19 protein-coding genes and 3 tRNA genes are annotated in these 26,612 nt (G+C 45.8%); 6 read left to right on the forward strand and 16 right to left on the reverse strand.

Annotated elements, in window-relative coordinates; all coding sequences use genetic code 11:
- Positions 1 to 78 precede the first annotated feature (78 nt).
- The 14 genes from WC496_02485 to WC496_02550 form a co-directional block, all read right to left on the reverse strand.
- The gene (locus tag WC496_02485; GenBank protein MFA5291883.1) at positions 79 to 1,125 is read right to left on the reverse strand and encodes a glycoside hydrolase family 5 protein; all 1,047 of its coding nucleotides are present in this window, start codon (positions 1,123 to 1,125) and stop codon (positions 79 to 81) included.
- A gap of 612 nt (positions 1,126 to 1,737) precedes the next feature.
- Positions 1,738 to 2,490, reverse strand: a complete 753-nt coding sequence (gene nuoB / locus WC496_02490) for an NADH-quinone oxidoreductase subunit NuoB (GenBank protein ID MFA5291884.1) — start codon at positions 2,488 to 2,490, stop codon at positions 1,738 to 1,740.
- 7 nt (positions 2,491 to 2,497) lie between these two features.
- Positions 2,498 to 4,000, reverse strand: coding sequence for an NADH-quinone oxidoreductase subunit C (locus WC496_02495; GenBank protein ID MFA5291885.1), 1,503 nt, complete (start codon positions 3,998 to 4,000; stop codon positions 2,498 to 2,500).
- Entirely contained in the window at positions 4,000 to 5,469 is a 1,470-nt protein-coding gene (locus WC496_02500; GenBank protein MFA5291886.1) for a proton-conducting transporter membrane subunit, read from the reverse strand. Before WC496_02500 ends, WC496_02495 begins: the two co-directional genes overlap by 1 nt.
- A 1-nt stretch (position 5,470) precedes the next feature.
- Positions 5,471 to 6,103, reverse strand: a complete 633-nt coding sequence (locus tag WC496_02505) for a hydrogenase (GenBank protein MFA5291887.1) — start codon at positions 6,101 to 6,103, stop codon at positions 5,471 to 5,473.
- A 3-nt stretch (positions 6,104 to 6,106) separates the two neighbouring features.
- Entirely contained in the window at positions 6,107 to 7,027 is a 921-nt protein-coding gene (locus WC496_02510) for an NADH-quinone oxidoreductase subunit H (GenBank protein MFA5291888.1), read from the reverse strand.
- Positions 7,024 to 9,006 carry a proton-conducting transporter membrane subunit gene (locus WC496_02515; protein ID MFA5291889.1) on the reverse strand — a complete coding sequence of 661 codons (1,983 nt, stop codon included), beginning with the start codon at positions 9,004 to 9,006 and terminating at the stop codon, positions 7,024 to 7,026. Before WC496_02515 ends, WC496_02510 begins: the two co-directional genes overlap by 4 nt.
- Positions 9,007 to 9,720 (reverse strand): PTS sugar transporter subunit IIA, encoded by a 714-nt coding sequence (locus WC496_02520; protein MFA5291890.1) that lies wholly within the window; start codon positions 9,718 to 9,720, stop codon positions 9,007 to 9,009.
- A gap of 592 nt (positions 9,721 to 10,312) precedes the next feature.
- Entirely contained in the window at positions 10,313 to 10,900 is a 588-nt protein-coding gene (locus WC496_02525) for a nitroreductase family protein (protein MFA5291891.1), read from the reverse strand.
- A 26-nt stretch (positions 10,901 to 10,926) separates the two neighbouring features.
- A tRNA-Val gene (locus WC496_02530) sits at positions 10,927 to 11,000 on the reverse strand.
- Positions 11,001 to 11,048: 48 nt separating this feature from the next.
- Positions 11,049 to 11,528, reverse strand: coding sequence for a GNAT family N-acetyltransferase (locus tag WC496_02535; GenBank protein MFA5291892.1), 480 nt, complete (start codon positions 11,526 to 11,528; stop codon positions 11,049 to 11,051).
- Positions 11,494 to 12,543: an ATP-grasp domain-containing protein gene (locus WC496_02540; GenBank protein MFA5291893.1), complete on the reverse strand. Its 1,050-nt coding sequence runs from the start codon at positions 12,541 to 12,543 to the stop codon at positions 11,494 to 11,496. Before WC496_02540 ends, WC496_02535 begins: the two co-directional genes overlap by 35 nt.
- Positions 12,536 to 13,531 carry a D-alanine--D-alanine ligase gene (locus WC496_02545; GenBank protein ID MFA5291894.1) on the reverse strand — a complete coding sequence of 332 codons (996 nt, stop codon included), beginning with the start codon at positions 13,529 to 13,531 and terminating at the stop codon, positions 12,536 to 12,538. Before WC496_02545 ends, WC496_02540 begins: the two co-directional genes overlap by 8 nt.
- 6 nt (positions 13,532 to 13,537) lie before the next feature.
- A complete protein-coding gene (locus tag WC496_02550; GenBank protein MFA5291895.1) occupies positions 13,538 to 14,893 on the reverse strand; it encodes a KamA family radical SAM protein in 1,356 nt (451 codons plus the stop codon).
- A gap of 188 nt (positions 14,894 to 15,081) precedes the next feature.
- Between WC496_02550 and WC496_02555 the strand changes: the two genes are divergently transcribed.
- Complete coding sequence (locus WC496_02555; protein MFA5291896.1) at positions 15,082 to 16,785, forward strand: glycosyltransferase family 39 protein; 1,704 nt, start codon at positions 15,082 to 15,084, stop codon at positions 16,783 to 16,785.
- Positions 16,786 to 16,818: 33 nt separating this feature from the next.
- Here WC496_02555 and WC496_02560 read toward each other — a convergent pair whose 3' ends face one another.
- Both WC496_02560 and WC496_02565 read right to left on the reverse strand, forming a co-directional pair.
- Complete coding sequence (locus tag WC496_02560; protein MFA5291897.1) at positions 16,819 to 18,846, reverse strand: tetratricopeptide repeat protein; 2,028 nt, start codon at positions 18,844 to 18,846, stop codon at positions 16,819 to 16,821.
- Between the two features lie 30 nt (positions 18,847 to 18,876).
- Positions 18,877 to 18,949: transfer RNA gene (locus WC496_02565), tRNA-Phe, on the reverse strand.
- Positions 18,950 to 19,119: 170 nt separating this feature from the next.
- Here WC496_02565 and WC496_02570 point away from each other — a divergent pair.
- The 5 genes from WC496_02570 to cas5c all read left to right on the forward strand — a co-directional run bounded on the left by WC496_02570 (position 19,120) and on the right by cas5c (position 26,612).
- A tRNA-Gly gene (locus WC496_02570) sits at positions 19,120 to 19,191 on the forward strand.
- Between the two features lie 828 nt (positions 19,192 to 20,019).
- Positions 20,020 to 21,165, forward strand: a complete 1,146-nt coding sequence (locus tag WC496_02575; GenBank protein ID MFA5291898.1) for a PDDEXK nuclease domain-containing protein — start codon at positions 20,020 to 20,022, stop codon at positions 21,163 to 21,165.
- A 137-nt stretch (positions 21,166 to 21,302) separates the two neighbouring features.
- Positions 21,303 to 23,183, forward strand: a complete 1,881-nt coding sequence (locus tag WC496_02580) for a tetratricopeptide repeat protein (GenBank protein MFA5291899.1) — start codon at positions 21,303 to 21,305, stop codon at positions 23,181 to 23,183.
- 336 nt (positions 23,184 to 23,519) lie between these two features.
- Positions 23,520 to 25,841 carry a CRISPR-associated helicase Cas3' gene (gene cas3 / locus WC496_02585; protein MFA5291900.1) on the forward strand — a complete coding sequence of 774 codons (2,322 nt, stop codon included), beginning with the start codon at positions 23,520 to 23,522 and terminating at the stop codon, positions 25,839 to 25,841.
- Between the two features lie 18 nt (positions 25,842 to 25,859).
- Complete coding sequence (cas5c, locus tag WC496_02590; GenBank protein ID MFA5291901.1) at positions 25,860 to 26,612, forward strand: type I-C CRISPR-associated protein Cas5c; 753 nt, start codon at positions 25,860 to 25,862, stop codon at positions 26,610 to 26,612.

The raw sequence follows: 26,612 nt of genomic DNA on the forward strand, positions 1-26,612 counted from the left end.
TAAAGATATCCTTTCATATCGATAAAACGAAATTATACAATATCCTGTTTGTTTGGCAAGAAGGGAAGATTCGGAAGATTATTTTTTCCGTGGGATGACGGCATTTAGCAAATCCGAGTCCCACTGGTTTTTCTGCGAGTCGTAAATCCCGAAACCGGAGCATAATTCCCAATAGATATAACTGAAGCCGCGTTTTACGGCCGAATCGGCAATGAAAGAAGTCCAGCGAATCCTGTCGGATTTGTCGGCCTTGTAGTATGCGCCGAATTCGCCAAGATTCATCGGCCTGTTATTTTTTTTGCCCCAGTCGGCACCTTTATCGAAATCATCGTTAATTGCCTTTTGTTCTTGGGCGGTGGCTTTCCATGTTATGCCGAGACTGTCTTTTCCTTCGGCGCTCCACTCGGCGCCCTGATGTGTAAATTTAATCGGCAAATAATAATGACATGAAACAATGATATTGCGGTCACTTTCGGGTAACTGAAGATTGTCAATGTCAGTGGCATAATTGGCAGGGTTAACAACGATTGTTCGATATGGATTCGACCGGCGAATAACATCGATGGTTTTACTGAGAATACCGTTCCAAAGTTTCGCGGTTAATGCGTTGTGCGGTTCGTTCAGCGGCTCGAATAAAACTGAATCAGGATAATTTTTGTAATGCTCGGCAATTTGTTTCCATAAGGCAACAAATCGTTCACTGTGGGTGTTAGGTTCGTTCATCAATTCCATATAATGATGCATATTTACCATAACATAGAGATTTTGCTGCAACGCGTTTTTCACGGCCCAGTCTATGCGTTTGAAAAAATTGGGGTCGATTGTATATGGCGGCTGCTCTAAAGCGTGGCTCGACCAGCGAATCGGAATACGAACGGAATCGAAGCCGGCGTCTTTTATGATTTTAAAATATTCGCCTTTCAGGGTGACACCCCATTCGCCTTCATTTGGCGCTTCGAGAGCATTGCCGAGATTTATTCCTTTGCCAAGATGTTTATTTTGATTATACGGGTCGGGTGATTTGCTTTTCGCTTCTGCCGCACAGTTTAAAACCGCCAGCAAAACCATACCTGCGATAATAGGCAGCTTAACTCGCATAAAACATTTCCCATCGACTCCGGACATAAATTAACTCCTGAAACAAATGATTATACAATTCCGATATTATTTGACAATATTTATATTTTAGTATAGGTTTTGAAACTTCCAAAACAATAAATACAAATCCTGAATGGTTTTTATTTGCCGCGGAATCCGCCGTCGCTAAAAGCTATGGCGGATAAATTTGTTGATGTGGAGGATATTTTCAAGTGGTCTTTTCGGGACGTGTAAAACATCTTTTTCGTCGAGATAATATCTCATATCCTCTAAGGCGTCTTCCTGCATCGGGGTTTCGGCGGCTTCGACAAGCTCAATCAGAAAATTTCTTTCCAGTTTTTCCTGACGGAATCGCCTGATATATCCTATTTTTTAAAAAATAATTTTAAAAATTTGAGTATTTGCTCAAAAATGCGGTGCCTTTTTTGTCATTTATATGAAAAGCGTTAATTGATGGAGACATATTTGAGACAAAGTAAACATTCACTCCGACACTGTTTGCTACTGCCAGCATGAACGAGTATTACTGCAATATCCGACTACACGGATGCCCGGGTAGTTAAAGTATATAACAATCTCGCAAACATCTTGTTACATAATCCAAAGATTGTTGACTCGTGAAAAACCAAGTCAGGGATCTCAATGATGGCCAAGAAATGTTATAAGTCCATCAAGAATAGTATAAGGGTGAGGTGGACAGCCGGGTATGTACAAATCGACCGGCACAATATCACCGATTCCGTTGTTAGTCTCCTGATGGCCGCAATAGATACCCCCGGAAATTGCGCAAGCGCCAACGGCGATTACAAATTTCGGGGCCGGGATTGCATCGTAAGTTTTTTCCAACGCTAATCGCATATTCCCTGTCACGGGGCCTGTTACGAGTATTCCATCGGAATGCCGCGGCGAAGCGACAAATTGAATTCCGAATCTGGCAAGATCAAATGTAAGTGTCGTTAGCACATTAGTGTCGGCTTCACAGGCATTGCAGCCGCCGGCGCTGACCTGACGGAGTTTGAGAGAGCGACCGAATATTCTGCGGCTTTGCTCATTGAGCATTTGCGCCAGTTTTACTTCCTTATCCGAAACCAGCAGGTCATCGCGACAAGTTGCGGCAAGGCGATAATCGCCGGAAAATTCAATCGCTCCGGCTGAACATATTTCAGCGCAGCTTCCGCAGAAAATACATTTGCCCATATCGATACAAATCTTATTATCTTTCAAAATTATCGCACCTGTCGGACAGATTTTTTCGCAGGCCTTGCATTGATTGCATTTGTCGTGGTGCAGAATCGGTCTGCCTTTGAACCGCTCGGGCATAACCGGCGGCTTTGCCGGAAACGGATATGTGTGATAACCCTGTTTTATACGTGCTATTAATGCTTTTATCATAATAATCTCACAGGTCGTGTCCACAGTAAGAGAGATTGAAACTTTTATTGCACAGCGGGAAATCGGATATCTGCTGATTTCTCATCGCAACAGCCAAACCCATCCAATTATGGAACGAAGGATCAATAATTTTATAACGGGCCAATTTCCCTGATTCATCAGTTATAGCAACATGGCATATTTCGCCTCGCCAGCCTTCGACGAGCGATACGGCGATTTTGTTCGGCGCCGCGGATGATGTATTAACCTGTATCTTACCCGCAGGCATCGTATCGAGAAGGTTGTTAATGAACGCAGTGGAATGCTGGATTTCGAGCCATCGAACATAAGCGCGGGCGAAAACGTCTCCGGTATTCCACGTTGCAACTGGAATCTGATTGAACTGAAAAACTCCGCCGGCGAAATTATAACGACAGTCGCGTTCGAGACCGCAGGCACGGGCTGCCGGACCAACAAGACCCAGGTCTGTGGCCGTTTGTTTTGACAATATGCCGGTGTCTTCTAATCGGCTAAGTACCGATGGAGTCGTCCATAAACAATTGGCCGCATTAGTAACATCTTTTAGTGCCGCCACCAAACGCCGACGAAGTTCATCGATGTGTTGTTTTTCAATATCGAAAGCCATTCCTCCCGGCCGAATTAAATTGCGGCCGAAACGATTGCCGCAGAGCATCGCCGTCATATTAAGAAAATCTCCGCGAATACGTCCGCAAAACGACGAGGTGGGCAGATACCCGATATCGCCGGCCAGCGCTCCGAGGTCGCCGGTATGATTGGCGAGCCGTTCAAGTTCGAGAGCGATGCCGCGAAGCGAATGCGCCCGAATCGGTGCCGAGCAGGAACTCAATGCCTCAAGAACATGGCAGTGTGCCAGCGTATGGCCTATCGTGGTATCGCCGGCAGTGGTTTCGATGTAATGAATCGACTTGTTATGCGGCGAACCTGTCATTCGCTGTTCTATGCCGCGATGCTGATAGCCCAATGATATTTCCAGATGCAGAACATTTTCTCCATTGCATTGGAAACGAAAGTGTCCCGGCTCGATGATGCCTGCGTGAACAGGGCCGACGGCGACTTCGTGTATTTCACTGCCCTCGACGCGGAAAAAATCTGTTATGCCCGGCCCAGAACCATTCCACAAATTATGCTGTGTATAGGATCGATGAAAACGTATCGGCTTTAGCCAGGGATGACCGTCGGGACGAATCCCGAACTGCTCGGCAATCTCGCGCTCGAACCAATGTGCCTGCGGACAATCCGGCGTCAATGATGGATAGCTTTCCTTTACGCTCGTCGTTGCCAATCGCAATATGCCATGGTGGTCATCGGCGAGAACAATAACCAATTTTACTATGTCGTTATCCTGCGAAACACCGAAAAATGCGGCGATGTGTCCGCCGCTATTAACCTCATTTATAACGGTATCTCTAAAATCCTCATTTGTCAAAAATGGCAATTCGCCTATATCGGCTGTCTTACAATTGTAAAGGCTAAGTATTTGGCGGCTCATTAATAACCTCCCAGCAGATTGGCGATATGATGCAGGAGGCTGCTTAGATGCGGCGGAACATAAACTCCGAGTACAAGCGTTCCCAATAATAATATTGCAGGCGGCACAATCGAAAGAGTTCGCTCACCCTCTACACTGACAGGTTTCACGTTTCGGCCCTGCGTCATTCGCAATGCGATAGCGGATATGCCGATGAAAATAATCGCCAGAAGCACCAGATACGTTACGGCGACGGCATAGCGTCCCTGGTCGATACTCGCTTTAAGAATCAAAAATTCACTTAGAAATATTCCAAAAGGCGGAAAGCCTGTAATCGCCAGTATTCCCGCTGTCCACAATAGTCCCGATGCCGGTATTGCCGAGAGCACGCCCCGTACATCGCCTGCGGTTTTGGTTTTATATGCGGCAAGGATATTTCCAGCAACCAAAAACAGAGCCGCCTTAGTGAGCGAATGGTTGACTGCGTGCAGCATCGAACCGAATACGGCCGCGCCGCCCAGTCCGACACCCATAGCGAGGATGCCGATATGCTCGACGCTCGAATAAGCAAGCATACGTTTATAATCTGCCTGGCCGATAACGAACACGGCCGCGAATGTCATCGAGACAAGCCCGAAAAACATCAGAAGGTCCTGCGCAAAGGCTATATGTCCTGCGGCAGTGGTTACTTCAAACGCCCTTAAAATGCCGACAAACGCACAGTTAAGCAGCGCACCTGAAAGAAGTGCCGATACAAGCGATGGCGCTTCAGAATGCGCATCCGGCAGCCATGTATGAAGAGGGGCAAGACCCATTTTTGTGCCGTAGCCTACCAGAAAAAATATAAAGGCCGCCTTAACCCATGGTTCCCATAATTGCGAAGCATTGGCGATAAGGTCACTGCGCATCAGAGGTATTGATACTCCGTTATGCGCCGATGCGGCAATGGCAAGAAAGAAATTGCCCAACAGAGATACCGCGATACCTACCGAGCAAATTAAAAGATATTTCCACGTTGCTTCGAGCGAACGGTGATGACGGTGAAAATAAATCAGTGGTGCCGTTACCAGTGTCGTTGCTTCCATAGCAACCCAGAGCATTCCGAAGTTTTGACTGGTAATAACTATTGTCATTGTCGTCAGGAACATCAGGAGGCAGCCGGTAAAAATGGTTTCAGGGGCATTGGCAAAGAATTCGCCTTCCTCGAAATCCTTCTTTTGGCTGCGTCGCTCAGCCTTGAGATAGCCTATGGCGTACAGCGAAGCCATAAGGAATAAAACATCGGTAATACTCATAAACAATTGCGCTATAGGGTCTATTTCAAACCAGCCGTTTAATATCGGAGCAGGCGTATGAATCCAGCTTGCCGCCATAATCGCAGCGTGGCTAAAGGCCGCGACAACAAGAATACTCCGCCGCAGCTTATCGCTGCGGATAAGCAGGCTCAGCAGAGCGGCAGTAAATGGTATCAATAATAATGCCCAAATCATTTTAGTCCTTTAGCGTACTCAATTGGTCGGTATTGATATGGTCGAATTGTCTGCTGATATGGAAAATTGCGATGCCCATTACAAATACGCCTACGAATACATCGAGCAGAATTCCCAGTTCGATTAGCATAGGCTGCTGACTGGCAATAGCCATACCAAAGGCGTAAATACCATTTTCAAGCACCAGGTATCCCAATACCTGCGTTAGCGCCTTTTTGCGGCTGATGATAATAAACAATCCAACAATCAGCGTAAACATCGCTACTGGAATAAGCATTGGTGAATGAACACTAAACGGCATAGGCAGTCGCGTGCTTATCCAATACGAAAACGCAAGTGCAATCGGTCCCATCAGGAGCGACAGACCATATCCGACATACGGGTCGTCTTCACGCCAGACATTTAGCTGCCTAAGCGTCCGCCAGAGCATCAATGGAAAGATGACGCCTTTAAGAAGGACACTTAGTACGGCAAATATAAGCAGTTGCGGCTCAAAACTGTGGATAATCAGCGGCAGTATGCCGAGAGCTACTCCCTGAGCGGCCACAACATGAATACAGGCGCGAAGTCTGCTGCTTCCCAGAACAACCATGTTCGTAAGTATCAGCAATACCATTATAATATCTGTCCGCACAGCTTAATTCCTTAAGGCAAAAACAAGCGACAGTATCGCAAGTGAGATAGACGTAAACAGCAGGTTTGGCACACTTATCAGCCTAAACCGTGCCATACATGATTCAACAATTCCTATGAAAACCGATACGGCAAATACCGCCGCGACGGCAGCCGGTATCGAAATCCATAACGGCATTTGATTCATCGGCAAAAGCATTCCTACTAATATCGCGGCAAATATCCACAGCTTCAGTGCGGAACCGTATAAAATAAATGCAAAATCAGGCCCGCTGTTATCGAGTACCATCACCTCGTGAATCATTGTCAGCTCAAGATGAGTATTCGGGTCGTCTACCGGAATGCGTGCGTTCTCCGTAAGAAGAACAATAATCATCGCCGCTGCCGTCAGCAGCGGTGTCGCGCAATTGCTCGTCCACATCTGCGGTGTAACAGCAGAGAAAATACCGGAAAGAGAAACGCTTGAAGTCTGCCTTGCCATAGCCGCCAATGCGATAAATAAAGCCGGTTCTGCCAGTGCGGAAAACTGCACTTCACGGCTTGCACCCATTCCCTCGAAACTTGAGCCGGTATCCAGCGCACCGATGACAATGAAAAATCTCATCAGTCCAAGTAAATAAGCCGCGAAAATTAAATCGCCGTTAAAGCTTAACAAACTGCGGCCACCGCCGAGAGGAACGATAAATGCTGTCAGTATAATTGCCGTAAGACAGATAACCGGGGCTATTTTGAATACCCACGATGTTGTCGTGCTGTAAACGACGCCTTTGTGAAGCAGACGCCAAAGGTCGTAGTACGGCTGAAGCAATGGCTGGCCGCGTCTGCCTGCGAAAAATGCCTTGACCCTATTGATTACACCCAAAAGCATTGGTGCAAGCAGCATCGCAATAACAGGTTGGATTATCATTATTGCTATGTTCGTCATTTGAGTTTCCATACGAGAAGAATTATCAGTGTAATGGCAATATAGAGTACGTACATTTGCACGACGCCATACTGTACCCACCGCATTTTACTTATTACCCAATCGACCCGCTCGAATATCGGGCGATAAAGATATTCGCTGCTTACATCGGGCGTATGAGATTCGAATTGTGCCTGCTCCGGAAACAGTTCTTTTATTTTCACAGTTTTGCTGCGGCTGTACAGCACACTCTTAAACATATCCACTATCGGCTGTGAGAACGAGGACGAAGTATATTGCATACGAGGCGTCGGGGCGGCATAACCGCAGTCCCACGTCGGAGACTGTGCAGCAGTTTTATTACGCAAAAGTCTGTATCGAAACATTACAAGAACCGCGGCGAGAATCATAAATACTATTGAAGCTGCCACGATGGTTAAAAGCATCTTATTGGCTTGACTGATATATGCCGCAGTTGTTTCAGATACCACAGGCGCAATTTGAGAAATAACCGGGATAATTGCCGGAAGTATCAGCGGAGCTGCCAGGCCGATAATGACGCAAAGTCCCGCCGCTATCCACATCGCGATTTGCATTTCCGCGTTTGCCTTGTGTGCGTTTGCCGCCTGTGATGTACGCGGCTGACCGAGGAAAACAATACCGAAAACTTTTGTAAAGGCAGCCAGTGCAAAACCGCCGATTACAGCAAGAGCCGCAATAGCACCTGCGGTCGGCACGACCAGCCGCACACCGTCGGAAAGAGCCGCACTGAATGAGCCGTAATATAAAAGGAACTCGCCGATAAATCCGTTAAGCGGCGGCAGCCCGCATATTGCGATTGCGCCTATGACAAATGCCGCGGCGGTTTGAGGCATACGTTTGATGAGACCGCCCAATAAATCCATATATCGTGTACCTGTTGAATGCAGGATTGAGCCTGCACCCATAAACAACAGACTTTTAAAAATCGAATGGTTGATTATATGCAATAAAGCCCCGGCGAAACCGAAAACTACGAGTATCTCTAAGCCGCTGGCAATACCGACCAGGCCCTGGCCAAGTCCGATTAAAATAATTCCGATATTTTCCACGCTCGAATAAGCGAGCATTCGTTTGATGTCGTGCTGCGCAAGAGCGAATAGAATTCCCAACAACCCTGACACAATGCCCAGGCCGATTAAGAGCCATCCCCACCAGAGCTCGATATTGGGCAGAATGGAAAGCGTACGAATAATGCCGTAAATGCCCATCTTTATCATCACGCCCGACATCACTGCTGAAACATGGCTCGGCGCAGCAGGATGCGCTTCCGGCAGCCAGACATGCAGAGGCATAATGCCGGCCTTTGTTCCGAATCCGACCAGGGCCAGCAGGAACAATCCAGATGATGCCGCCGGAGCGATGGTTTTGAGCATGCTCGAACTGTCGAAATCCAGCGAGCCGCTGTATTTGCCAAGTACGATGAAAAATGCCAGAAGAAACGCTGTGCCGATATGGGTAGCGACAAGATAAATCCAGCCTGCCTGTCGAACGGATTCATGCTCATCGTCGAAGGTTACGAGAAAATATGACGTCAAAGACATAACTTCCCATGCTGCGAGGAATAATATGCTGTTGCGAGCCATTACAACCATTGCCATACTCGCAGCGAGAATATTAAAGAAAAATGTCGGTATGCCCAGCCGGCGATTTTTATACGCAAGCATATACCCGCAGCCGTAAACCGCGGCAATCGAGCATATCAGGAGAACAGGAATTAGAAACAGGGCCGAAATACTGTCAAGTTCGACATAAAATGAACCGTAAGGTACCTGCCAGGGAACTTTTAATGAAATAGCATTGCCGCTGCATAATACTTTTATGGCAGGAACGATACTTATGACTGAACCGAGTATGACCCCGACAGCACCGAACCGTGTGCTGCTCTTTGCATCTCTGATAAACAGAGAAATAAGACCCGTCAATATGATAAGACCGATACCAGTCAATATGACTGACATTTATTTTTTCTCCTGGTGCTCCGGCATCGCTGATTTTAGTTTATCAAGTTCGGCTTCGATACGGGCGATATGGGAAAAGATTTCTTCACGCAAAGCTCGCGTTTTAATTGCATTCTTTAGTTCCTCATCACGCAATGCAAAACACAGGCGTGACAGCAAATGAAGATGTGCCCGGGCAGTTGGACTTACAATGGTAAAAAGGCAATACACAGGCTGAAGATCAATTGCTTTGAAATCGATAGGTTTTTCCAGAAAACACAGCGAGATAGTTGGCTGTGGTACATGCAGCACTATTGGATTTCTAACGTGCGGAATCGCAATGCCGTCGCCTATGCCGGTCGAGCCGATTTCCTCGCGGGCAAGAAGCACATTGAACAGAAATTCTCTGTCAACTTCCGGCGGAAGCTGCATCATATCAACTACCGACCGCAGGGCAGAAGTTTTATCTTCCCCGCTTATGCGATAGTGGATACCTCCCATTTTGAGGGCTTCGCCTAGACTTCCGAGCTGGGCGTTTACCGACTCAGGCTCTTTGAATAGCTCCGTCGAAACATTAATCCGGTTGGCCATCGCCCATTCGAGCAATTCTGTACGATTAAAGCGGTACTGACTGTTAACACGATAGCCGGGCAGAGATTGCTGGTCAAGCCAGCGATATACCGTCTTTTCACTAACCGCAAATAACTCGGCTACATCTCGTACTGTCAATTGCATTAAAAGTATTTCCGTTCTATGGACATTTGTGGACATATTACGACGTATGTCTATAAATGTCAATAGTATCTTCCAATCAAATAGCAGTATATCCAGATACGTTCGATCTCTTATATAAGCTGCATAAAAGCCGGCTATTAGCTGTTTCTTTTCTGATTACGAGGCTGAAAATTAGGAGATTACAGCCAGTTGCCAACTGGCAATTGCCAAAAAAATACCTGCTATAAAAGTTGGGGAAGAATTTTACTTTAATTACCCAGCCGTAGAAAAAGTCCTCTTTAAACGTACAAGTATAGGGGACAGCGATGAAAGCTAACCCCTCACCACTTCCTATTTGAACCGCTTTTACTTCGCACAGAGCAGGCGGCAGCCTTATGCGGGCTTGCTGTTTCAATCTGGTATGCCTTAATGTCGCAAGGCTTAACTCCACCGTCTATCAAACTCGGCAAAGCGCATTTGCGGAGAGTGGATTTGTTGCGTCAGTGGACAAAGGAAAATTGTCCACCTATTGATAAATTTTAAATTTGGCGAAAGGGGAAAAATGAAAGCTGAAATTAAAAAGGCTGTTTATTCGCCGCGGAATCCGCCGTCGCTAAAAGCTATGGCGGATAAATTTATTGATGTGGAGGATTTTTTCAAGCGGTCTTTTCGGGACGTGCAGAACATCTTTTTCGTCGAGATAATATTTCGTATCCTCTGAGGCGTCTTCCTGCATCGGGGTTTCGGCGGGTTTGCCGAGCGCAATGACAGAATCAATCTGATATTTTTCGTCAACATTAAGAATTTCCAGAATTTTCATCCTGTCAATCGCGCCGAGCCAGCATGAGCCGACGCCTTTGCCCCAGGCGGCAAGTAAAATATTTTCTATCGCCGCGGCCGCATCGACAGCCGAATTGGACTTAACTTCGATATCGACGAGAACAACAATGTAAGCAACAGGCCTTTGATTCAGCAGGGGGTTTCTTTTCGGCCTGACGTGACCGGCCCATGACAGACACTCAAAAAGTTTTTGGCAGGTTTGCGGCTCATCGACAATAACATATTCGAGGGCCTGGATGTTTCCGCCGGCAGGTGCGGACCGGGCGGCTTCGACAAGCTCAATCAGAAAATTTCTTTCCAGTTTTTCCTGACTGAATCGCCTGATACTACGCCGGGTTTTGATTAAATCAATTATTTCCATAGCAAAAAATTCCCCTGGCTGAAAAATGGGCAGTATAGGACTCGAACCTACGACATCCTGCTTGTAAGGCAGGCGCTCTAGCCAACTGAGCTAACCGCCCGAAAACGCTTAAATTATGTTAAAACGCAAGGCTTGTCAAGTAGAAATGTTAGCCGAGGGCCTTTGTGAAGATTAATTTCGGGTCGCCGGGGGCGTAAAAATCGTCCACACAGGCCGCCTGACGATAGCCGTTTTTTATATAAAAATTTTGCGTCGATTTATATTTTTCAGAGCCGGAAGTCTCGATTACGGCCAGTCTTCCTTTTTGAGATGAGATTTCTTTTTCGGCGAAGGCCAATAATTGCGAACCGATATGCTGTTTCTGAAAATCAGGGTCGACGGCAATCCAGTAAATATCGTATGTACCGAGCGTGCAGGGCGTTTCGCCGAAGCATACCCAGCCGGCAACCTTGTTTTCCATCGTTGCGACATAAGACTGATAATTGCAGCCGGCCTTTTCCAGTGCCGCATCCTCGAATACTTCACGGGCGATTATTTCTTCGACTGGCCGGAAGAAACCGGTCCTTACTATAATGTCCATTGCAACGGTCTGGTCAGCAGGGCAGGCTTTTCGAATATTTATTTTCATATGAAAATCCTTTGAGACGGTGGTTTGCGTTATCGAGTAATGTTAGAATAAACTGTTCATACGGGATGCCGGCGGCCGCCAATGCCGCGGCAAAGCCCGCATCGGCCGAAATATCCGGGTTCGGGTTCACTTCGAGAATATAAGGTTCGTCATCTTCATCGAGACGAAATTCCACGCGGGCGTAATCACGGCAGCCTATTGCGTCCCATGCGGCGATAGACAGCTTTTCAATCCGGACGTACAAGTCATCGCTTAAATCCGCGGGAATTTTTCGGGGTGTATTATTATAAACGAATGAATCCTTTTTCCATTTTGCGCTGTAATCGACAACTCGCGGCTGTCCGTCTGCAAACGCCGCGAAGTCAATCTCCGCTATCGGCAGGACATCGGCCTTGCCGTTTCTCTCAAGCATAGAAATATTCAGTTCCCTTGCCGCGATAAATTGTTCCACGATAACGGGATGGCCGAACTGGCCGTGCAATTGTTCGACAAGAGTTTGGGTTTTTTCCGTTTCAGCGGGCAATTGGACGACGGAATCGGCGGTAATGCCTTCGCTGCCGTCGCAAAACGCCGGCTTGATAATATATGCTCCCTGTTTCAGTGAATCCGCTTCGAATTTCATTCCCGGCAAAACAACAGTTCCCTGCGGGCAGGCGATTCCGCATCCGGCAAGCACGGATTTCGTCTGGCATTTATTCTGTGCCAATATGTTTGCGGGTGTGCTGTTGCCCGTACAGCTTTTGCCGAAGGCCTGACAAATTACCGGCACAAAACTGGCCTGCTCAAGGGATTCGAGAAATTCCTCAACGAGATTGAATATGATTTTTTCTTTTCGGTCTTTAAGAATGCTTATCAGGTGCATTAAATTTTCAACGCCGAGTACGGTATATTTTATTCCAAGTTTCCGGCAGGACTGTTCGACCATAACGACCTGGTCCATCACTGACGCTCTGCTTTCGTACAGCGGGTCGTCCGGTGGGCCGAAAGTATTGTGCAGAATCAGTATGTCATCCATTCTTTGCTCTTTTAAAGGCGTTATCAAGGATTGTGCCGATTAGCTTTTCGTAACTCATTCCTTCCTGCGTCGCAATCATCGGCAGGTCGGAATGCTTCGGATGCAGACCCGGCAGGGGATTGACCTCCAGAAAACAGGCTTTGCCCGTCTTATCGAGGCGAACATCAACCCGGCCGGCGTCGCGGCACTGTAAAACCTTATAACAGTCAAGAGCTAAACTTTCAACTCTCCTTTTTATCACGGGGTCGTCTAAAATTGGATGATAGAAAATACGGGACTCGCATTCTTCCTTGTTTACATAAGAATATATCGCCGGGGCATCTTTGCTTCGCATCTCAATTTCCATTGTTCCCAGAACGGCCGAGTCAGTGCCTGTGCCGAGAATGGCGGTAGTAAACTCTCTGCCCGGCAGATATTCTTCCACAAGCACCGGCTGGCGATACTCGGAAAGTAACTGCAGGCATATCTTTTTTAGTTGTTTTGGATTTTCGATATGCGAATTACCATCGATTCCCTTGCCTGTTCCTTCTGCCAGCGGTTTTGCGAAGAGGGGATAATTGAGTTTTATGTCGTTCAAATCTTCCGCTTTTTCAACGACTGCAAAGGCCGCTGTCGCAAATCCGCCTTGAGCGACGAGTTGTTTGGCTATAGCCTTGTCGAGTGTCGTCGCGCAGACCAGCGGGTCGGAAAAAGTATATGGTATTTTATGCATTTCGAGAATTGCCGGCACGTATGATTCTCTGCATCGTCCGCCGATTCCCTCGGCAATATTGAAAACCATATCCCAGCGTTTGCCGGCGGCCAACATTTTGCATAAAGACTTGCCGCTGCCGATTCGCTCAACACGATATCCGAGTGATTCTATCGTTTTCTGAATAGCGTTTATCGTCTCTTCAGAGTCAAATTCTGCAACATCCTGTTCGGAGTAACCCTCGGCAAGATAATCCTTGCGTAAATCGTAAACAAATCCTACCAGCGGCTTTGCCATAATACTTTAAGGCTCGAACAGGTAGGCGGTTTTATTTTGGCCGGCGTACCTTTCACGTCGTTTGATATGATGGTTTTTCGCCGGAGCTATTACGGATGTTTTTCCGCTGGCCAGTTCCCACACGCCTATTTTGCCGGTTGATGTTGTGTTATCAACTGCCGGCTTTGCCGACGGTTCGGGATAATTGACAAAGAGGCCTTCGTAATTTCGCAGTACCGTATGTGAAGGGCTCATCGAGACGATATAATTTGGCAGAACGGGGATTTTGCCGCCACCGTGAGGGGCATCGACTACGAATGTAGGAATTGCGATTCCGCCGACTCTGCCGCGAAGGTATTCCATAATCTCCATACCTTTGCGGATAGATGTTCGGAAATGCTCCACGCCTCGAACAAGGTCGCACTGATAAAGATAATACGGCCTTACCCGCGTCTGAATCAGCCCTCGGCAAAGCTGCTCTATAATCTTGGCATCGTCATTTACGCCCGCCAGCAGTACCGTCTGGTTGCCGAGCGGGATTCCGGCATCGGCCAGTTTCGCACAGGCCTCTTTAGCCTGCGGCGTAATTTCGTTGGGGTGATTAAAGTGTGTATTAATCCACAATGGATGATACTTTTTAAGTATATTTACCAGTCCGTCCGTGATTCTCATCGGCAGCACCACCGGAACACGGGTTCCGATACGAATGACCTGTACGCTCGGCACCGAACGCAGAGACGAGAGCACCATTTCGATTGAGCCGTCGTTCATTGTCAGGGGGTCTCCGCCGGACACGATTACATCGCTGACTTCCGGATGGGCCATGAGGTATTCTGTTACCTGCCTTATCCGTTGAGCGGAAATTGAGCTTTCACGTGCCCCGGCTATTCGTTTGCGGGTGCAGTGTCGGCAGTACATCGAGCACATTGTCGTCGCGATAAGCAGCACCCTGTCGCGGTAGCGGTGTACCATCCCCGGTACAGGCATGTCCTCGTCCTCGGACAGGGGGTCGTCGCTTAGGAACAACGGGTCGATAAGCTCGCGAGGCTGGGGCACGGCCATTGCGAAAACGGGGTCGCTAATGTCAGGCCGGCGAATCAAAGAGGCGTAGTATGGCGTTATCGCCATTGGAAATTTCCGGCTAACCTCATTCATTTGCTGAGAATTGGAGCCGGGAAAGTATTTTTCGAACTGATCGAGACTCCGGATGCGGTTTTTTATCTGCCATTTCCAGTCGCCGGGGTCAGCAAAGTCCGGCAGGTTTGAATTGTTGAAATTATGGGGGGGACATGCAGGCCGAAGCCTACTCGGAGGTTCTGAATCCTGACTCTCGACTGAGGGAGTTGACGACTCATCTGTATCAAACATATTCTTCTTTCTCATAAAAAAGGATACCCGCCTTGCGCGGGTTAAGCTGTCGGGATAATCCACATATCCCAACGTTTTTATACTTATTATCTCAATACACGCAAATTTTTTCTTGTCAATAGATATTTAATGATTTTTTTGTAAATAATCCCTTTCTTTTGTTCTTGACGCAAATATGGTGTTGAAGTTACCTTATTTGCTATATGACTCAATCTGCTCAAGCTTCAATACAGGATACACAGAAGGCACCATTCTGGCGAAGTACAACAGTACTTTTAATTTTTATATTAATGTTAGCGGGGTTTTTACGGCTATACAATTTAGGCAAGTCTCCTCCCGGCCTGAATCAGGACGAGGCAACCAATGCCTGGAACGCTTATTGTCTGCTCAAGACCGGCACGGACCAGACTGGCGTGTCCTGGCCTGTTTTTTATATGCGATGTCTTGGCGGTAACAGCAGCACCCTTTTTATTTACTTTATGATACCGTTTCAAGCCATTGGAGGGCTGAATATATTTACAACTCGTCTTCCCGGGGCTGCGGCCGGGATATTTACTGTTTTTGTTATTTATTTGGCAGGCAAACGCTTATTCGACCGGCAGGTCGGTCTTATGGCCGCTTTTTTATTGGCGTTAAATCCCTGGCAGATTCAGCAAGGCCGCTGGGGGCACGAGGCGACTTTATGCGCTTTGCTCGGTATTACACCGCTTGCCATGCTGCTTTGGGCTCGTATGCCGATTTATAATGATAAAAACAATTCCTCCAGACCGTTCCTGGCGGTATTTGCAGGTATAGCAGCTGGCATTTGCTGCTATGGCTATCAGGCTGTGCGCATATTCATACCTGTTTTTCTGTCGCTAATGGTATTATTAACACTTCCGGGATGGTGGCGATTTATAAAAACGCGCAAAGGTATTGTGTCTATTGCGGCATTTGTCTTCGGTTTTCTAATTACTTTCGGCCCTCTTGCGTGGCAGCATATTTTCCATCCTGAAGGTATTTCCCAACGCAGTATGGCGCTTGAAAAAGTTGGATTTTCACTAAGTGATGAATCAATCTGGATTACCATCAAGAATGTTTTGAATAGATACATTCATCACTTTGGTCCGGACTTTCTTTTTATTCACGGCGACCATTATATTATTCAGTCGCCGCCGGGCTTCGGTCAGTTTCACGGGTATATGCTTCCGCTTATGATTCTCGGATTGGTTTACATTTTGCGATACTTTAAATCCTCACCTTCAGTTCGGACACTGCTTGCTTTTATCATCGCCTATCCTGTTGGCGATATAATATACAGCACAGCCGGCATACATTCGCTTCGCAGCGCACCGGGAATGTGCAGCCTTATTTTGTTAGGTGCAGTCGGTGCCGTTTTCAGCGGCCGGTGGCTTTGGAAGCAGAACCGCCAATCGGCAGTGACAACTGTCTCGATCTTTGCTGTCGCTGCGGTTATATTAAATGCCGTATTTTTTAACAATTTTTATGTAAAATATAACCGCGACCCTGATATTTACCACGCTTACCATACCGACCTGGTCGAGGCCTGCCAATGGCTCAAGCCCCGTCTTAAGGATTATGACGGAGTATTCTTTACGACAAGCTCACTGAATATGCCTTACGCTATTTCTTTAGTAACGCTCGGCTACGACCCGAAACAGTGGTTTGAAGACAAACGTGATTTTTACTCCGATGGAGAATGGGAGCATTATACCCATTATGGAAAAATGTACTTTATGTACAACGATTCGTTTATGCCCGCTTTAATGAGCCTGCGGCAGAGAACTCCACCGGGCAGGGCTCTTTTTATCGTCCGGCCGGGCGAATTCAACCTTGCAAATCCCATTCACCGCATAGTCGGCCCTTATGGCCTGGATGTTCTGTGGATATGCGAACCTGCTAATTAACATTAGTGGGGTAAAAAAGCACACTCCGTATTATTATTTTTGGATATATGCCTGATTTGCCTTGTATAGTTCCAATCTCGTCTGAATTTCACCAGCCATATTGTCCTGACCGTGCGTTTTGGCGAGGTTGATTGCTCTTTGAGCTGTTGTTATTGCATCGCTAAACCTGCCCGCTGCGGCATAAGCGACTGCAAGGGTATCCAGGAACCCGGCATTATTGTATTTTGTAAGCTCACAGGCACGTTCAGCCAATTCGACAGCCTTGCCGCCGTTCCTGATTGAGCTGTCCCCTGAGACCGCCAAAACCCAGGCCAGATTATTGAGAACATCGCTGCTGTCGGGCTGGATTTCGAGTGCCCGGGACCAGTTTTGAACTGCCGGCCTGTATTGGCCGAGCTGCGTATATGCAGTGCCGAGATTTACATATATATCCGGATTGTTCGGTTCCGTCCGCAGTGCCTGGTTAAGATGTGAAACGGCCTGGTCAGCTTTTCCTGACGCAAGAAGGGCAAAGCCCATTTGCCTTTGAACGCCCGGATATTCAGGTTCAAGCTTTAACGATTTGGCAAGATTGTTAACGGCATCGTCGTATTTTTTTTGCATACTCAATGCCGCCGCCAGATTATAGTACACTTGTGCGGAATCCTGTTTTTGCTTTATAAGTTCATTGAAGCACTCGATGGCCCGGTCAGGTTTTCCCTGCTTTAAAAGAAACTGACTGAGATTGTTACGTGCATCGGAATATAACGGAAACTCATTCACCAGCCTGCTTAGTCGTTGTACAGCTTCATCGCCTCGGCCTGCATCGAACAGTGCGATTCCATAGCAGTTCTCCGCTATCGGATTATTTTCAGTTACTTTCAATGTGTAATCGAACAGCGTTGTTCCATTCTGCCAGTATTTTACCTGCGCCTGGGTAAGTAAAATCATCGGCAGCAGCACGGCCATAGCCAATACCGCGGATAATCGGGGTCGTTTGGCGGCAAAATCTTTGACGGTCCATACAAAAATAATCAGAAGACCCAGCATTGGAATATACATATAACGATTCGCCATCGATTGGGCGCCGGCCTGAACAAGTCCTATCGTCGGGAAAAGAGTTCCAATGTACCATAACCAGCCCGTCGTTATGTATTTTCTGCGGGGGATGATATAAATACAAAGTACGAGGATAATAACGAACGATAACGCACAGGTTATCGCGATGATTTTTGGAAGGTTTTCAGGCAGAGGCGGATAAAAAACAGCCAGCTTGCTCGGCCATACGAGCTTGCCGATGTATCTCATATAGGAAATAAACATATTGCCGATTCTGTCGTTCAGCGGAATGTTCTCTAAAGTGGCGACTGCTCCTCCTTGTTTTTGTGCGGCGAGGGTCATCACGCTTAGAAATGCCGACAAAATGAACAGGGGGATTTTCTCAATTATTAATTTTACGGTCGATTCCTTTTGCTGAAAGTTGACCCGGCCCAGGGGCCAGTAATCCAGCAGAAGCAGGGTCAGAGGAACTGTTACGACGATTGGTTTGGTTAAGATACAAAGACAATATACCAGAAACACGGGGACATATCGCCCAAATCCCGGGGATTTTGTGTATCGGAAATACGCGGCGATAGTCAAAGACCACAATAGCCCGCTAAGTACGGTCTTTTGCTCAGCCGCCCATGCAACCGATTCGACCTGAAGCGGATGCAGCGCAAATACCGCGGCTATGAAGGTACTTGCCCATACTGCACCTGTCATCCGGCTAAAGAGCCAAAAAACGAGCAGCGAATTGGCTATGTGCAGAAGCAAACTGACAAGGTGGTATCCGAGCGGATTAAGGCCGAAAATCTGGTAGTCGATAATATGGCCCAGCCATGTAAGGGGATGCCAGTTGGCCGCGTGCGATTTTGTAAATGCCCAAATGATCGAATCTTGTGTTATGCCGCCTGTAATGTGAGGATTTTCGGTAATGTAATTTTGGTCGTCGTATATGACAAAGCCGTTGTGGCGCAAAGGCTCGTAAGCGATAAATATTGTGACGACAATGCAGATGGATATGATTATTTTAGCACGCATGCTGGTTCTGCCGGAAAGTACTATTTGCAATGGGCAGGGGCGGAGTTGAACCGCCGACACACGGATTTTCAGTCCGTTGCTCTACCAACTGAGCTACCTACCCGTCAGCCCATCCGGCCAATCCGGACGGAAAAACGATAATTTACAGACTCAACAGCTCTATTGCAAGTAAAAATATCGCCTTGCCAAACAGGCCGATAGGGATATAATCTGGAGTATATCTCGTGAAGTTTATTTCGCTTCACACTTCACGAAAGGCGAGATACGAAGAATGCGGGCGTAATTCAGCGGTAGAATGTCAGCTTCCCAAGCTGAAAGTCGAGAGTTCGAATCTCTTCGCCCGCTTTTTGACTGGCAGTGACAACACCTGCCAATGGTTGTCTAAGCTTGCCACGTTCAAAGGCTTACGACGAGTGAGACTGAACGTCTTAGGTATATCTTGTTTCCCCAGATTGACTGCAAATGACAGCAAAAGTCTAAAGCGGTATGTTTTAACTGCAAGCGCCACTGCAAGCGCAGTTTGGCCGCCACGTTTGGCAACGTTCGATTGCTGTGCTGAGTTGGGACATTCTTGGTTCCTGGATTTTCTTTTCAACGTGCGGCGACGTGTGCAATTCTGTGATATCACGTTTCCATACGGCTAGGATAATATTGGGGCACAGGTCGGGCGGCGATTACCGAAGTTTATGCGAGATGGATCAAGCGAAGGCTATGGAAGCGATTGTGAGGGTGGGATAAAATCAAGCTCAAAATTTCAACTGCACTTGTAAGAAAAATTAGGTGTTTTTTCTTACAAAATCAATAAGTTCATAAGTATACAACATCTTGAAAATAATGTACTTAGTAGGAGTTATGAAAATGGTGAGGGTGGGCATTTTCACAAAAAAAGATTTTTCGGATAGTGGCAATTACGGAGGTATTATGCGGAATTGGATCAGTAGAAACCGCTGGAGGCGATTGTGAGGGTGGGATAATAAGGAAACAGCATTCTCAATTAAAAGTGGAGCAGGATAACGCCCGTGAACTGAGCTTGCTATTTATGTCATTTGGATTATTATAATGGCATTTTCAGTTGCTGTAAATTGATAGCCGCAATTGATAAGATTGGAAGTAATATCAGAATGTTGGTGTAAGAAACTGTCATACTTCTCTCATAAATGACTGGAAATAAAGATGCGAACACAAAAAAATAAAACTTCTAAAGCTGGCTCTACTGTCGACCTTATACATGAAATTAGACAAATAATTTTATCGGCACGAAAATTCGCGGCCAAAAGTATAGATACTGTTCAGGTTTTGACCAATTATGAAATCGGACATCGAATTGTTGAGCACGAACAACACGGAACTAAACGGGCGGCATACGGTAAAGCAATTTTAAAGGAGTTATCGAAAAAGCTGACCGTTGAGTTTGGTCGGGGATTTTCCGAAGATAATCTTTCTAATATGCGTAAATTCTATCTGGTGTACCGCAACCAAAAGCAAATTTCCGAAACGGCATCTCGGAAATTGACTTCACCTGGGGAAAACATTGCGGTATCTGGTAAATTACAGATTTCCGAAACAGTGTCTCGGAAATTAACCATGCATCAAAATATGCAGACAGTGCCTGTGCAATTTACACTAAGCTGGTCACACTATATTTTTTTAATGAATATACATAACGTTGATGAGCGCCGTTTCTATGAAATAGAATCCTTAGAGATGGGCTGGTCATTGCGTGAGCTGAAAAGGCAATTTAGTTCTGGCCTTTATGAGAGGCTGGCATTAAGCCGAGACAAGAAAGGCATAAGGAAGCTTTCCCGTAAAGGCCAAGTGATTGAAAAACCACAGGATTTGCTGAAGAATCCTTATGTGCTTGAGTTTTTGGGACTTGATGAAAAGTCGCAATATTCTGAAACAGATCTCGAAAACGCCATAATCGACAAATTGGAGCATTTTCTTTTGGAGTTGGGCAAGGGGTTTCTTTTTGAATCACGTCAGAAACGTTTTACTTTTGATGAAGAACACTTTTTTGTAGACCTGGTTTTTTACAATCGGATATTGCGTTGTTACGTCCTATTTGATTTGAAGATCGGCAAGCTTACACATCAGGATATTGGTCAAATGCAGATGTATGTCAATTATTTTGACCGCTACGTCAAACAGCCCCATGAGAATGCAACCGTCGGAATTATTCTTTGTAGAAAGAAAAAAGATGCGTTGGTTGAAATAACCCTTCCCAAAAATGCCAATATCCGTGCTTCAGAGTATCAACTTTATTTGCCATCAAAAGTCGAACTAAAGCAAAAGTTGATTGATTGGACAAAGGAACAATAAGTCAGATGAACCGCAATCTAAATGTGACAGTTAAACTGGTTCAAAATAATGGAGAGTTTGTTAGACATATCTTTAGGTTGTATTTTGTTATCTAATATGCTTAAATTTTTTGCAAATACAGCACAGGAGTATGCAAGATGATTTTTCAGGTTGAACGATTAAAAAAGTTGCCACTGCAATCTCAGATGCGATGGCAAGGCGGTATTTTTCGTATGCCAGCATGGGTGCCTAATGAAGAACAAAAACTCTATCGACCTTGGACTTCACTTTGGGCGAATATTTCGACACATAAAATTAGTAAGCCGGGCATAGAACCATTTGAGCATAAGAACGTTACAATTGCCTTGGATAGCCTTATAAAATTTGCATGTGATAAAGAATTAGCAGGATATCGTCCGGGTAAAATCGAGGTTAAAGATGCTGCTCTTGCAGAATATTTGCAGGAGCAACTGGCAGACACAGGTATTACTATTGTGTGTAGCGACTGCCTTCTCGGGTTTGATAAAATATTCGCCGATCTTGCTAAACATATGCACGGCGGTGTTCTCCTACCGGATGCGCTGTCTGCAAAGCGTGTTACCATGGATATGATGCGGAGCTTTGCAGATGCAGCGGCTCAGTTTTATGCTGCTAAACCATGGCGATATTTATGTGATGCTGATCTTGTGATGATTGAGTCGCCATTTGTTGATCCGCTGTTGCGATATGCAAGCATCTTGGGCAATGGCGGTATGACTTATGGTATAGCTTTTTACGATTCGGCCAAGCTTTTTGAGCAGTTCACCGAAGGCAAGGGAATGGATTTAATAAAAAACAGATTGTACTGGACACTATTTTTCGGAGGCATCGAAGAACTACCATTTGGGGATGCCGATCTCTGGGAAGATTATAATTTGCCTGTAGCATCCACGCAAGCGTATCCGCTTGCAATGCGTTTTGAACCCAATGGCAAACATTATCGCCCTCAGCCAGACATATTGGCGTTTATGGAAGGTTTACTGAGGGCTTTTGCTATAACTTCCGAATCTGAACTGGATAGCGGTAAATGGCAAAAAAAAGTCAGCACTTTCAGAGGCGATGAGACTTTTACTTTGGCGTTACCTGGTTTGCTTGAACCTGTTCAGAAACCCAAAAGCGAAACAGGCGGAATTCCTGCCCGTCGGGCAATGGAAAAGATACAAATTGATATTCAGCGCATAATTGAAGGCCGAGATTTCTCAAGCCCCGAACAAATGCAGGAATTTCTCAATACAAATTTGGTTGGTAAACTCATCCCTCCACAGCATCCGGTTACAGCGTTAGAGCTTGCGCAGGAAATCTGTTATGAGGCATTTGAGGCCATGGGCCGCAAGCAAATTCAGCTCGTAAAAAAAGCGTTGGAAATCTGTCCGGATTGTGTTGATGCGTATGTGATTTTAGCCGAGGCGTGTTCAGACCCTAAAGAAGCGGGTGAGTTATATGCTAAAGGAGTTGCTGCTGGTGAGAAACTTTTAGGAAAACAATTTTTTAATGAAGAAGCCGGCCACTTTTGGGGAATCCTACAGACACGTCCTTATATGCGTGCCCGGCTGGGATTGGCACAGACATTCGAAGAAACAGGACATCTTGATAACGCCATTGAGCATTATCAGGAAATGCTGCGCCTAAATCCGAATGATAATCAGGGGGTGCGTGAATTATTACTGGTTTGTTTACTGGAAACAAAACGTATCGAAGAAGCAGAAGCATTGCTTAAGAAATACAAAGAATCGCGCATGGCAATGTGGAATTACAGCAAAGCATTATTGACATTTATACAAAAAGGGGATAGTGCAACAGCTCGCAAACAATTAAAAAATGCTCTTAAAGTAAATCCATATGCAGCGAAATATCTGCTTGATGATGAACCATTGCCTCCATTGCCGGAAAGCTATGGTCTTGGTACTGAAGAAGAGGGAATTAATTGTGCGGCGATATTGCAAAGTGCATGGGAGTCGACTCCAGAAGCACTTGATTGGATGGAAGAACAGATGGATTAATATTGCCGTCTGTTCTGGCAAAATACAGCAGAAGGCGGTGGGGGCGGTTGTGAAGGTTGGGTAGCCGCAAACGAATTCCAAAAGTAGGCAAAATATTAATTTCATAAAGCTTTAGATAATACTTGACAATATATAGATAGTATTATATTAATTTTAATTAAAGGGTGGAACCGAGCTCTGGTTTTGCCATCTCCCTCCTAAGCCCTTTCTTGATAAGTATCCATTTATTTAGAAAGGAATTAAGCTATATTATGAGTTACGAGTGGATTTTCAAAAGGATGAGGCAGAAATTCTACAGGATATTCATTTCAAATATCCGCGCAGAGGGGGAAAGCTGTGGCATGTAAGATTTATTACGCTCATAGTGACCCCAATGGTAAATTACTTGAAGAAGGTGGACACTGGCAATTATTAAAAGATCACTTATTGGAGACCGCGAAATTGGCAAAGGAATTTGCTTCGGCTTTCGATGCAGGGGATTGGGGATATATTGCAGGACTTTTACATGATTTGGGGAAATATACGCGTGCATTCCAAGACTATCTAAAGCGAAGTATGGTTGGCGAAAGAGTGACTCGTGGTGAAGTTATTCATGCCTTGCAGGGCGCAAAGTTTGCAAATGAGGCGATCAATGATTCTGTAATTACTGACATCATTTGCAATATAATCGCGACACATCACGGAGGCTTGTTCGATAGCATTACCGATGGCCAAAGAACATTGATTCGCAAAACAGACAAAAGCGAAAACAAACTCCATTACGAGGAGGCAAGAAAGGAATTCAACCCTAGCATCAATGAAGCGGAACTAAAAACAGAAATTTTGAATTTCTGCAACACAAGCCAGTCCAAAGATTTAAACCCACTCTTTATGCTGCACTTCCTGACAAAGGCCATTTATTCCTGTGTAGTAGATGCAGATAGATGCAACAGTGCAGGTTTGGAAATCAACGATACGAGGCCGGACTGGGCGAAGTTGATTCAACAGTTGGATGCTTATCTGACCATCTTTACTGAGGACAGCGACATTAACAGAGTTCGAAAGAGTATTTCCGAACAATGCCAGGAAGGGGGTAGCTGGCAGCAGGGAATTTATACGCTATCCGTTCCCACGGGTGGAGGAAAGACGTTGTCGAGCTTGAGATTTGCCTTGGCGCATGCTCAAAAGCACAACCTGAAACGTATTATTTACGTTATTCCTTATCTGTCCATTCTGGACCAAACCGCATCCAAGATGCATGATGTTTTTGGTGACAATAGCGGTGAATTAATATTGGAGCATCACTCCAATATTGAATTGCCGGACAACGACGATAACGAGGATAAGTATCGACTGTTGACTTCCCGTTGGGACAGCCCGGTTGTCTTGACCACAATGGTGCAGTTTCTTGAAACGGTTTACAGTAATCGAGCATCAAAACTCAGAAAATTTCACAATATGTCGGAGGCTGTTCTGATTTTTGATGAAATTCAGGCTTTACCGATAAAATGTGTCCACCTGTTCAATGAGGTGGCCAATTTTTTGCACACCTTTAGCAAGTCAACTATTTTGCTTTGCACTGCTACTCAGCCGCATCTTCACAAGACGGAGCGTCCGGTCCGGTTGTCTGAAAATCCGGATATCGTCAACATTACGTCGGACGAACTGAAAGTGTTTGAGCGGGTATGTATTGAAGATAAAACTCAGGTTGCTATGGATCATGAGCAAATCGCGGAGTTGGTTAAAAAGCAAATCGAACAGGGCAAAAACACGCTGGTCATTCTGAACACCAAAGGTGACGCCCGTCAGGTTTATGAGCAGTGCAAGGGGGTTGAATGTGAGAAGATTTTTTTAACGACGGACCTTTGTCCGGCACACCGTCTGAGTATCCTTAAGCGTTTGCGGGATAATCTCAAAACAGAAACGAGAAAGTTGACCTTGTGTGTAAGCACACAACTTATCGAGGCTGGCGTGGACGTATCGTTTGACTGTGTAATTCGCGCACAGGCGGGTATGGATAGCATTATACAGGCGGCGGGACGCTGTAATCGCAATAGGGAAAACGCAACACCTCAATCGGTATTTGTTGTCAATGTTAAGGATGAAAAACTTACGTACCTGCCGGAAATTAAAGATGGAAAAGCTATTACGACAAGGGTATTTCATGAAAATCAGGATAGCAACTTGTTAAGCGAAAAGGTGATTGACCAGTTTTATAAATATTATTTTTACGATCAAAAGAAAAAAATGGATTATAGCATAAACGGCGGACCTTCCACTGTATACAGTCTGCTCAATGACAACCCATTAGGGACGGCGGCTTACCAAAACAGGAACAATGAGAACTATACAGGTTTGCCGTGTGCCTTTCAAACAGCGGCGGAAGCTTTTTCTGTCATTGACGGTGCCCAAATCGGGGTTGTGGTTCCCTATGGGGATGCTCTGAAACTCATTAACAAGTTTGAGAATAATTATAGTCCGAAAGAGAGATTACGGATTTTGAAGCAATTACAAAAATATACAGTATCCGTTTATTCCGACGTGTTGGGCAAACTCGAATATATTGAACGAGCAGTCGAAAGAATTGATAACACATTTTACTTACTGAGTCCGGATTACTATGATGCAGAAGAATATGGATTGAGACGTGAGGCAATGTTTTCACTTTTGAATATATGATTAAAGGCAGGTGTCAAAATGGACAGAAAAAGAAACTCAGTTGAATTCAAGCTTACGGGCCGATATGCCTTATTTTCGGATCCCGTTACACGGGTGGGCGGTGAAAAATTCTCCTATCAGGTCCCGACCTATCAGGCCCTCAAAGGCATTCTTGAAAGCGTTTACTGGAAACCAACGTTTATTTGGTATATCGACGCTGTTCGAGTGATGAAAAAGATTCAAACTGAATCCAAGGGAATCAAACCATTAAGAATGGATAATGCAAAGAAGAACGAATTGTCGTACTACACCTACTTGCGTGGAGACCAATATTTAGAATATCAGGTTCTTGCCCATTTTGAATGGAATGAACATCGCGAAAAGCTTATCGAGGATCGTAAAGAACATAAGCATCACAATATTGCCAGACGCAGTATTAAAAAAGGTGGGCGGCGGGATATCTTCCTCGGTACTAGGGAATGTCAGGGATATGTCGAAGAATGTATTTTTGGCGAAGGAGAAGGTTTTTACGACCAATACGGAGAACTGGACTTTGGCGTCATGTTTCACGGCTATGACTATCCCGATGAAACGGGAGAGGATGAGCTTGTCGTCCGCCTGTGGCGGGCCAAGATGACGGATGGCATCATCGAATTTCCGGAACCAAAAGATTGCGAGCCTTCATTACGACGGTTTATTCGTAAAATGACGGCAAAAGAGTTTGAGAACAATCGAAACTTTACGCTTGTCGAAAACGACCTCAGCATGGTGGATTTGGTAAAGGAGGATTAA

The sequence above is a fragment of the Phycisphaerae bacterium genome (assembly GCA_041652575.1).
GTDB lineage: Bacteria > Planctomycetota > Phycisphaerae > Sedimentisphaerales > UBA12454 > UBA12454.

Coding starts and splice junctions, on each gene's coding strand:
- WC496_02485 (MFA5291883.1), bottom strand. CDS start 1,125: ATGTCCGGAGTCGATGGGAAATGTTTTATGCGAGTTAAGCTGCCTATT.
- nuoB (MFA5291884.1), bottom strand. CDS start 2,490: ATGATAAAAGCATTAATAGCACGTATAAAACAGGGTTATCACACATAT.
- WC496_02495 (MFA5291885.1), bottom strand. CDS start 4,000: ATGAGCCGCCAAATACTTAGCCTTTACAATTGTAAGACAGCCGATATA.
- WC496_02500 (MFA5291886.1), bottom strand. CDS start 5,469: ATGATTTGGGCATTATTATTGATACCATTTACTGCCGCTCTGCTGAGC.
- WC496_02510 (MFA5291888.1), bottom strand. CDS start 7,027: ATGACGAACATAGCAATAATGATAATCCAACCTGTTATTGCGATGCTG.
- WC496_02515 (MFA5291889.1), bottom strand. CDS start 9,006: ATGTCAGTCATATTGACTGGTATCGGTCTTATCATATTGACGGGTCTT.
- WC496_02520 (MFA5291890.1), bottom strand. CDS start 9,720: ATGCAATTGACAGTACGAGATGTAGCCGAGTTATTTGCGGTTAGTGAA.
- WC496_02525 (MFA5291891.1), bottom strand. CDS start 10,900: ATGGAAATAATTGATTTAATCAAAACCCGGCGTAGTATCAGGCGATTC.
- WC496_02535 (MFA5291892.1), bottom strand. CDS start 11,528: ATGAAAATAAATATTCGAAAAGCCTGCCCTGCTGACCAGACCGTTGCA.
- WC496_02540 (MFA5291893.1), bottom strand. CDS start 12,543: ATGGATGACATACTGATTCTGCACAATACTTTCGGCCCACCGGACGAC.
- WC496_02545 (MFA5291894.1), bottom strand. CDS start 13,531: ATGGCAAAGCCGCTGGTAGGATTTGTTTACGATTTACGCAAGGATTAT.
- WC496_02550 (MFA5291895.1), bottom strand. CDS start 14,893: ATGAGAAAGAAGAATATGTTTGATACAGATGAGTCGTCAACTCCCTCA.
- WC496_02555 (MFA5291896.1), top strand. CDS start 15,082: ATGACTCAATCTGCTCAAGCTTCAATACAGGATACACAGAAGGCACCA.
- WC496_02560 (MFA5291897.1), bottom strand. CDS start 18,846: ATGCGTGCTAAAATAATCATATCCATCTGCATTGTCGTCACAATATTT.
- WC496_02575 (MFA5291898.1), top strand. CDS start 20,020: ATGCGAACACAAAAAAATAAAACTTCTAAAGCTGGCTCTACTGTCGAC.
- WC496_02580 (MFA5291899.1), top strand. CDS start 21,303: ATGATTTTTCAGGTTGAACGATTAAAAAAGTTGCCACTGCAATCTCAG.
- cas5c (MFA5291901.1), top strand. CDS start 25,860: ATGGACAGAAAAAGAAACTCAGTTGAATTCAAGCTTACGGGCCGATAT.